Raw genomic sequence first — 9,397 nt, forward strand, 5'->3', positions numbered from 1 at the left:
GGAACGTGAATCGGATCTGCATAATGCTTTAATCCAAAATTTTCCGTCAAACATTTTTCCGGATTCAATATATGCCATTCAAATTCATCCCTGAAATGGCGAATTGCTGCTGCAACCGGCCATGCGGCTGCATCTCCCAACGGACAAATGGTATTTCCTTCTATCTTACGTTGAATATCCCACAGCAAATCTATGTCCTTCATTTCACCTTTGCCATTTTCAATTTTCTTAAGTATCCTTTCCATCCAGCCAGTTCCTTCGCGGCAGGGACTGCATTGACCGCAGCTTTCATGATGATAGAACCTTGCGAGCGACATCGTATTCCTCACCACACACTGGTCTTCATCCAACACAATAAAACCGCCGCTCCCCATCATGCTGCCGGTTGCAAATCCTCCGTCACTCAGGCTTTCGTAATTCATCAGGCGCTTTTCACCTTTGGCGGTTGTAAGCAATAAATTGGCCGGAAGAATTGGAACAGATGAACCGCCTGGTATACATGCTTTCAATCTTTTACCGTTGGGTATGCCACCGCAATATTCGTCACTAAAAATAAAGTCTTCTACGGAAATCGTCATATCAATTTCGTAAATGCCTGGCTTATTAATATTGCCGCAGGCAGAAATTAACTTTGTACCCGTTGATTTGCCTACACCGATTTTTGCATATTCGTCACCACCTTCGTTGATGATGGGCACAACTGCTGCAATCGTCTCTACATTGTTTACAACGGTTGGTCGTTCCCAAAGCCCTTTTATGGCCGGAAACGGTGGCTTGATTCTGGGATTGCCTCTTCTTCCTTCCAGGCTCTCTATCAACGCAGTTTCTTCTCCGCAGATATAAGCGCCGGCCCCACGTTGAACATAAATTTCACAATCGAAACCGGTACCTAAAATATTTTTTCCTAGAAAACCATTTGTGCTGGCTTCTGCAATGGCATCTTCAAGAATGTCTGTAATCCAGGCATACTCACCCCGGATATAGATATAACTAACATTACTGCCTAAAGCAAAAGATGATACAATCATTCCTTCAATGAGCAAATGCGGGATAAACTCCATCAGATACCTGTCTTTAAATGTACCCGGTTCGCTTTCATCTGCATTCACCACCAAATGCCTTGGAACACCTTCGGGTTTGGCAATAAAACTCCATTTCATCCCGGTAGGAAAACCAGCGCCACCACGGCCACGCAGACCGCTTTTCTTTACTTCTTCCACTATATCTGCCGGAGCCATTTTTAATGCCTTCTCAACACTGCGATAACCTCCTTCGCGGCGATATACTTCGTAGGTTTTGATGCCGGGGATATTTACTTTGTCTAATAATAATTTTCTTGCCATAAAGCCTTTTCTCCATAAAGGAGATTTGATTATGATTGAATTATATCTTTACTAAATTTAACCGCCTGACTGGAAAATAATATCCAGCGTTTGCTTTTCTTTACCCATACTTCCAATACAATTAACCGAAAGTTGCTGGTTGACCCTTGTAAGGTGACTTTGCAGTGTCCCTAATAACGAATGTTGGACAGGTCTTCGTTCATCGCTATTGTAATGCTGTATTCGTTTAAATCCTGCTAACTGATATAGCCTCTTTCAAGATCCTTTTAATGTCCGCCTTAGTTTGTACCCAGCCATTGCTATATCTATATCTCAACGCTTTGGGCATATTCTTCAAAGATTTTATTTTTCAATCTCAAATAAAATGAATCCGGATCCATATCAATTTCCTCATCCCATTCCAGCTTTTTATTATCAGTTATTTTAAATAATTTAAAGTTTCATTCATCTTTCTAATATGCAAATACGTCTTTCCCCTTCCAGGGCAACAAATCAATAATGCGTTTAATTCCATCTTCAAATTCTACCAGCAGTTTATATTCTGGCAAGGCAGTTGCTTTTTTTAAATACGGTATAAGTTTTTTCATTAAAATTTAATTATTTCGTACTGCCATATTCCTGCACTCTTCAATAATAGTATCTACTTTTTCTTTGGTTAAATGTTCCCGATACGTTTTACCTAACTGCATCATTGGTGCATAGCCGCAGGCCCCAAGGCATTCCACCGTTTTCAATGTAAACAAACCATCTGCGGTAGTTTCGCCCACGCCAATATTTAATGTTGATTTGATATAGTTGATGATATTATCGCTGCCATTTAACATGCAGGGCCCCGTTTGGCAAACTTCAAACAAATATTTACCTACTGGTTTCAAGTTATACATACTGTAAAAACTGGCCACTTCATATACTTCAATCGGTTCAATTTGCAGTAGTATGGCCACATAGTCCATTACGGGTGTATCTAACCAGCCACCAAACTCATCTTGCGCCAGGTGCAGTACAGGAAGTAATGCACTTTTTTGTTTGCCTTCAGGGTAACGTTTTATTATTTCGTTAACCTTATCTAATTTTTCTTGTGAAAAAACAATCTCCATTTATTTACTATTTCTTTTTTAGTATTTTTTGTAACCGGTCCACATCCCATAAAACCTTGTGCCGCCTACAACCATATTATTTTTATTCTTTATAAACAATTTTAAAATCAACTTTTAGAAAATCATAAAACAAATCAATATAAATTATCTCATTTCCTAACTGGATACAAACACTTTTATTCATCAAAACCGCAGGGTAAAACTGCATCAATAAATAAATCTTCCTCATCTGTTTGTCAAAAGAAACTTTTCAGCCTGTTTTTTTCAAATAGCTCATTTATACAAAATGAATTAATTACGCATCCAGTTCGCCGGCAATTAAATTTAAACTACTCATGGTTATTACCGCATCGCTCAACATTCCACCCTTCACCAATTCTTCAAATGCCTGGTAATATATAAAACAGGGGCGCCGGAAATGCAGCCGGTATGGATTTCTTCCTCCATCGCTGATAAGATAAAAACCTAATTCGCCGTTGCCTGCTTCTACCGAGCTGTACAATTCGCCTGCCGGGATATCTGTTTCGCCCATAATGATTTTAAAATGATAGATCAATGCTTCCATTTTGGTGTACACATCTTTCTTCTCCGGCAGGTAATATGCAGGGGTATCTGCATGAAAAACTTCTGCCTCAGCACCTTTAAATTCTTTTACTTTATTATAAGCCTGTTCTATCAAACGTAAACTCTGCCACATTTCTTCATTGCGTACTAAAAAGCGGTCATAGCAATCGCCGGTTTTTCCGACAGGAATACTAAAATCAAAATCTTCGTAAGAGCTGTAAGGTGTATGTACGCGAACATCATAATCAACGCCGGCTGCTCTTAAATTAGGACCCGTAAAACCATAATTTAGTGCCCGCTCTGCACTGATTGCACCGCAACCGATGGTACGCTCCATAAAAATACGATTGCGGTTAAAGAGATTTTCAAACTCCTTTAATTGTTTAGGATAGGTAGCCAGAAACTGCTCCAGTTTTTCAAATGCCCTTTTGGTAAAATTTCTTTCAAAACCCCCAATGCGCCCGATGTTGGTGGTAAGCCGGGAGCCACAAACTTCCTCGTATATTTCGTAAATCAATTCCCGAAATTGCATCAGGTAAAGAAACCCTGAAAATGCGCCACTATCCACCCCTACAATGGAATTACAGATCAGGTGATCTGATATTCTTGACAATTCCATGATGATGATACGCAGGTAATCTACACGTTTGGGAAGCGTTATTCCCAGCAATCTTTCGCAGGTAATATGCCAGCCCATATTATTAATGGGAGAAGAACAATAATTTAACCGGTCGGTAAGTGGCGTAATCTGGTACAGTGGTCTTCGTTCTGCCAGCTTTTCAAATGCCCGGTGAATATATCCTACCGTAGAAGTTGATTTTAAAATCCTTTCACCATCCAGCTCCAGAATATTTTGAAATACGCCGTGAGTGGCCGGGTGAGTAGGCCCCAGATTAAGCGTTGTACTTAACTTTTCTATACTGCCTTCTGGTAATAAAATGTGATCGCTCATACCTAACCCAAAACGGGCTTTTGTTTTAATTATATAAACTTTGTTATCCTATTCAATTATCCTCTTCCAAACATTTCATCATCTTTGTCTGCCCTGCTTTGATCTTCCAGCGGAAATTCTTTTCTCATGGGAAAATAATCCATTTCATCTACGTTTAATATTCTTATCAGGTTGGGATGACCTTTAAAATTTACGCCAAAAAAATCGTAGGTTTCTCTTTCCATAAAATTTGCCGCAGCAAACAATGAGGTTGCACTGTACACATCGGGGTTACTAATATCTGTAAATATTTTAAACCGCAAACGGACATTATCTGTAAGGTTGTGAAGATGATACACTACAGCAAGTTCAGCCCCTTTACTATCGGGATAATGCACTGCCTGTAAATCTGTTAAAAATTGAAATTTCAGTTCCGGTTCGTCGTATAAAAACTGTAGTATTTTTAAATTTAGTTCTTTAGGTGCAGTAAATGTTAACATGCCGTAAGGCACTACCCAATCTGTTAACTGGTCACCAAATTTATCTGTAAGTTTTTGCTGTATCAGTTCGTTCGTTAAGGACATGTAGCTGTAGACTTAAACATTTATTGTGAATACCGGCAGCATCAAACCAGCCGGGCAATTAAAATTTTATTGTATTCCGTAACTTTCCAGCAGTTCTTTGTATTTTTCACCTTTTCTTCTGCGCAAACTTTCCTGCCCAACAAGCTCCTGTATTTTTAAAAAGCCATCCAAAATAGCTTCGGGCCTTGGCGGGCAACCTGGAACATATACATCTACCGGTATCACCTGGTCAATTCCCTGCAATACGGAATAGGTATCAAAAATACCGCCGCTACAGGCGCAGGCTCCAACAGATAAAACCCAGCGTGGTTCAGCCATTTGCAGATACACCTGGCGTAAAACCGGACCCATTTTTTTTGAAATAGTTCCCATTACCATCAACAAGTCGCACTGACGGGGAGAAAAACTCATTCGCTCTGCGCCAAACCTTGCAATATCGTAATGGCTGGCTGCGGTTGCCATAAACTCAATGCCACAACAGGAAGTGGCAAAGGGTAAGGGCCAGATTGAATTTTTTCGGGCAAGGCCCACTACCTTTTCGAGGGAAGTAGCCATAAAGCCGTCTCCCATCATTCCTTCGGGAGCTTCTACTGTTTTTAATTTTGTATTATATTGTACGGGACGCATACTATTAATTTGAAAATTTAAAAATTGCTCAATTTTAAAATTGATACATTATTAAAACAATGCGCAGCAAAGATTGTTGCATTTTTGAATTTGCTAATTTTCACATTGTCTAATCTTCCCAATCCAATGCTCCTTTTTTTATAATATAAATAAAGCCAGCGATAAACAGTGCAACAAACATTACTACCGCTGCGAAGCCGTTCCAGCCCAAAGCCCTGAAATTAACAGCATAAGGGTAGAAAAATATAACTTCTACGTCAAACAAAACAAACAAAATGGCGACTAAAAAATATTTGATGGCCATGGGCTGACGGGCATTTCCTTTAATTTCTATCCCACTTTCAAAATTTTTCAATTTATCGGAAGTGCTTCTTGTAGGACCAAAATAATGCGTTAATCCCATCATAGTTACTATAAAACCAATGGCAAACAGCAATTGCAAAACAATGGGTAAATAATTAGTGGCATTATTAACATTACCAGCTTGTAGAATAAAGAATTGCATACCGCAAAAATAAGGCAGCAGGAGCAAAAAACAATCTTACGTTTTAAAAAGAAAAATCCCGCTTCATTGAAATGAAGCGGGATTATGCTATACTACTTTTTTTTAGTTTTTTTTGGGAGCAGCGCCAGACTTAGCTGCAGCTGGTTTGGCGGCTGCAGGCTTTTGTTTTGGTGCTGGAGCTGACAATGCCGCTTTGTTATTGATCGCTTCAGCGTCTGAAGGATCCAAAGCTAAAATCTTATCACAATATTCAATTGCCGTTGCATTATCCTTTTTAATGTTGGCATAATAGGCTACAAAATATTTATAACTACCAATGATCTGGGGTTTGTATTTTACACTATCCGTCATTCCTACAGCAATTGTTTTTTCAAAATCTGCATTGGCAGCAGCCTGGGCCATTAAAGAATCTATCCCCCATTTGGATTTAGCCACCATGTAATATCCAAAAGCATCTTCGGGGAATTTCTGGCTGAATAAAGTAAAAATATTTATTGCGGCATCATACTTACCGGTTCTAAAATAATTGTAACCAGCATTATAGAGATCTACCTTTCCAGGCGCTTTTTTTACATTTACCACTTTATTATACCAGACAGCGGCTTCCTTAAATTTTTTCTGCGTTTCATAATTAGCCGCCATGGCTTTCAAATAGGTAACCTTGTTGGCTTCAAGCGTGTCGAGGGCCACTGCTTTATCTACATAAGAACCTGCTATGGAATCATTACCGGTAAACTTTAATAATAGTGAAGCATAGGTAGAGTAATCTCCCATCCCGATAATACTGGTATCTGCCAGTTGAAAATATTTTTCGAAGGAAGCTTTCGCATTAATAGAATCATTCAATTTATTATAAGCGTACGCTTTAATTCCAAATAATTTGGGATAAGGTGTTGAGCTGCTGCCAATACATTCATCTGCTTTTTTAACCGCATCGGCAAACAATGCCTGTGCATACAAAATGGAAGCCCTCAAATAACAATTTTTAGGATTATCATCTGTGTTGGCAAGAAACTTATCCAGGTATTGCGCAGATTTCGGAACATCTGTAGTGTAGTAAAGGTTATACAGGTTTTCATACACTGGTGCATATGCCGGATCTTTTGCAATCGCTTCATTATAATACTTCATATAAATTTCTTCCTGTGTAGCGCCTTGCGTCTGATAAATTTTACCAATGCGGTAAGAGGCTCTTGCATATTTAGGATTCAATACCAGTGCAGCTTCATAGGCAATCTGTGCCTGCCCGCCATCACCTGTTTTTTTATACGCATCACCTAAATTTACATATACATCCGGGTCGTTCATTTTCTTTACAGCCGCTATTGCTAACTTAAGTTTCTCAATTGCATAAGCCGCATCACCATTTTTTGCATTTACATTGGCGAAGCCTACCGCATTTAATACCGGTACACTTTTACCCTGCGAAATACTGATGGCTGTTTCAAAATGATTTCTTGCATCCTGGTCTTTACCTTCCAGCAACTCAATATGGCCAATACCAGCTAGTAACAATGCACTGTTGCTGTTAGCGAGTAAAGTTTTTTGATACAACGCCTTTGCATCCGACACATCTTTTGCGGTTTTATCATCAGGCGATATCATAGTTTGCCCCAGCCAGTAAACAGCATCTACATCATTAGGATTGGCTGCCACTAATTTTTCAAAAGCTGCCCTGGCACTCTTGTATCTTTCATAATACAACAAGCTTTTGGCCTGGTCAATAGTTTGCGCCTTCAACGATATTGAAAACAACACGACAGATAAAAACAGCATTCCGGATTTCATTTTTTTCATATTTCGTTACTATTAAAACTTTACAATAATAATTAATTTTATACCTAATTGCCAAAAACCTCCTGTATTATTTTACTAATTTTTCATTAATATTTACGTTTCGTATTGCAAACCCCATTTTACCAGATCCCATATAAGCTCTTTTAAAAATAAGTTGTCCTCTTTCAAATTGCATAAAATCTACAAAGCCCGAGCCAAGCCCATTGTAATTTTCTTTCAAAATATAGTACAACCCACGTACCAAAGGGTATCTTTTGGTAAGAATGCTCAACTGGTTGGGTTTTATATAAGGCGAATCGGGACAAATATCACATTGTACAAATGCTATTTTCACCTGCTTCAACATGTTAACCTGTGCGGTATCTTCCGGGTTTCCTATCCAGCTAATACCCACCAAACCAATTGCGTTTACATCCGATGCCACATAATTCAACACCGCTTTGCTACCCCTTACCGCCTTTACCACACTGGTATCGAAACTTCTTCCTTTTAAAATACTGTCTGTGGCAAACCGCACAATACTGGTGGCACTCAGCCCATCAAATATTATTGTCTCTTTTTTACCCATCCGGCCTGAAAGTTGATCCTGCAGGCGTTTAAGCGTAAAAATAGTATCGGTACTATTTGCATTTACTACAATCGCAATGGCATCTGTAGCAATTTTATCCCACCGGGGAACGTAATCCATCGAATCCTGAAAATAATGTTCTTCCTTACTATTAAGCCCACGGGTAACAATCACCAGCCTGGTAGCGGAATCCATCAAGATATCTTTTAAACATTCTGCTTCCGGTTTGTAATGCACGTTAATTTTTGCATTCGGGTAAGATGCTTCAAACATTTTAATCTGTTCATCAATTACAGGTTTAAATGATTCATCTACACTTATGTTAATGTTTCCGTTAGTGGGCGAATCAAAAACCGTCTTCTTCTTTTTTGATTGACAACCAATTATTATTAAAACTATTATGAGCATAACACACCATGTGTTCATTGCCAGCTTATGCATTGTTATCGCCATCAGTTTCTGAAGTAATTTTTTTTATAGCCTCTGTAAAGTCTGAAACCGCCATATAACCAGCATATCACTGCAAATATTTTAATAAGTGCAGGATCGTACTGATCAATATACCGGTGGGTATAACTGGTAGGAAACATAAAGAAGAACCCCACTACTACCATAAAAAATCCCATTCCATAATTGGTGATAGAACGCATCCGTATCATCCCCTTTTCCCTTTCCGTTAAAGGCTCGTTCTCAAATTCTTCCAGTGCCATAATTTTTTTGATAAATTAGCAAGCGTTTATAAAATATCCCAGAGGTCTGGCAAAGCGGCAATTTACAAAATTTATTACGTATAATTATTCTACCGGTACAAACTTTATTGGAATAGTAAAATTCACCGATACATTTTCTCCTCTTGATTTACCGGGTATCCATTCGGGCATTTTTTTCAATACCCTGATAACTTCCTTATTAAAGATTTCTCCACCATCTTTTACTACCTTGAACTGTTGTAATTTTCCATCAAACCCTACCACAAATTTTATATGTACACTTACCATTTCTCCCTCTTCCATTTCTGCAGGATTTACCAGGTTTCTTTCTAAAAATTTTCTTAATGCCTGGATACCACCTGGGTAACCAGGTTCTATTTCCGGATCATCCATTGGTATTGATTTATCAACCAAAACGACTGTTGACGCTGGCACCTGGCCGCCATCTGTTTCAACACCAGCTGGTACACCAATAATTCCGGGATCTTCATCTTTACCACCCACCATATTGATGCTGCCCGTCAATTGATTTGGCTTAATTTCAAATAATGTATCCGCCCTGGATTTACTGTCCACTATCAGTGGCGTGGTCAATTTACTTTGAAGAGCTTTTTGTGCTTTTGCAGTTTTTAGTATTTCTTTTTTGGCATCGGCGATTGTTGGCTTTGGCA

The 9,397-nt window shown here is 38.9% G+C and carries 11 protein-coding genes; all 11 read right to left on the reverse strand.

The features are described from left to right. The coding region (gene nuoF, locus H7254_RS05865) for an NADH-quinone oxidoreductase subunit NuoF (protein ID WP_301932084.1) at nt 1–1,343 on the reverse strand (1,343 nt) is incomplete at its 3' end. Between the two features lie 452 nt (nt 1,344–1,795). After that, nucleotides 1,796–1,930: a hypothetical protein gene (locus tag H7254_RS05870; protein ID WP_301932085.1), complete on the reverse strand. Its 135-nt coding sequence runs from the start codon at nt 1,928–1,930 to the stop codon at nt 1,796–1,798. 6 nt (nt 1,931–1,936) lie between these two features. Further along, nucleotides 1,937–2,440 (reverse strand): NAD(P)H-dependent oxidoreductase subunit E, encoded by a 504-nt coding sequence (gene nuoE / locus H7254_RS05875; protein WP_301932086.1) that lies wholly within the window; start codon nt 2,438–2,440, stop codon nt 1,937–1,939. A 295-nt stretch (nt 2,441–2,735) separates the two neighbouring features. Then, entirely contained in the window at nt 2,736–3,956 is a 1,221-nt protein-coding gene (locus tag H7254_RS05880; protein WP_301923276.1) for an NADH-quinone oxidoreductase subunit D, read from the reverse strand. A gap of 56 nt (nt 3,957–4,012) precedes the next feature. Then, nucleotides 4,013–4,519 carry an NADH-quinone oxidoreductase subunit C gene (locus H7254_RS05885; protein ID WP_301932087.1) on the reverse strand — a complete coding sequence of 169 codons (507 nt, stop codon included), beginning with the start codon at nt 4,517–4,519 and terminating at the stop codon, nt 4,013–4,015. 66 nt (nt 4,520–4,585) lie between these two features. Beyond that, on the reverse strand, nt 4,586–5,146 hold the full coding sequence (locus H7254_RS05890) for an NADH-quinone oxidoreductase subunit B (protein ID WP_301923274.1): 561 nt from the start codon (nt 5,144–5,146) through the stop codon (nt 4,586–4,588). 109 nt (nt 5,147–5,255) lie between these two features. Then, nucleotides 5,256–5,651 carry an NADH-quinone oxidoreductase subunit A gene (locus H7254_RS05895; protein ID WP_301923273.1) on the reverse strand — a complete coding sequence of 132 codons (396 nt, stop codon included), beginning with the start codon at nt 5,649–5,651 and terminating at the stop codon, nt 5,256–5,258. A gap of 102 nt (nt 5,652–5,753) precedes the next feature. Further along, on the reverse strand, nt 5,754–7,448 hold the full coding sequence (locus tag H7254_RS05900) for a lipopolysaccharide assembly protein LapB (protein WP_301932088.1): 1,695 nt from the start codon (nt 7,446–7,448) through the stop codon (nt 5,754–5,756). Nucleotides 7,449–7,515: 67 nt separating this feature from the next. Continuing rightward, nucleotides 7,516–8,424: a PstS family phosphate ABC transporter substrate-binding protein gene (locus H7254_RS05905; RefSeq protein ID WP_301932089.1), complete on the reverse strand. Its 909-nt coding sequence runs from the start codon at nt 8,422–8,424 to the stop codon at nt 7,516–7,518. A 44-nt stretch (nt 8,425–8,468) separates the two neighbouring features. Next, nucleotides 8,469–8,726 carry a hypothetical protein gene (locus H7254_RS05910; protein ID WP_301932090.1) on the reverse strand — a complete coding sequence of 86 codons (258 nt, stop codon included), beginning with the start codon at nt 8,724–8,726 and terminating at the stop codon, nt 8,469–8,471. Between the two features lie 84 nt (nt 8,727–8,810). Beyond that, nucleotides 8,811–9,397, reverse strand: a 587-nt coding sequence (locus tag H7254_RS05915) for an energy transducer TonB (protein ID WP_301932091.1), incomplete at its 5' end; no start/stop codon positions are given.

Source organism: Ferruginibacter sp., from assembly GCF_014377975.1.
In the GTDB taxonomy this organism is placed as follows: Bacteria; Bacteroidota; Bacteroidia; order Chitinophagales; family Chitinophagaceae; genus Ferruginibacter.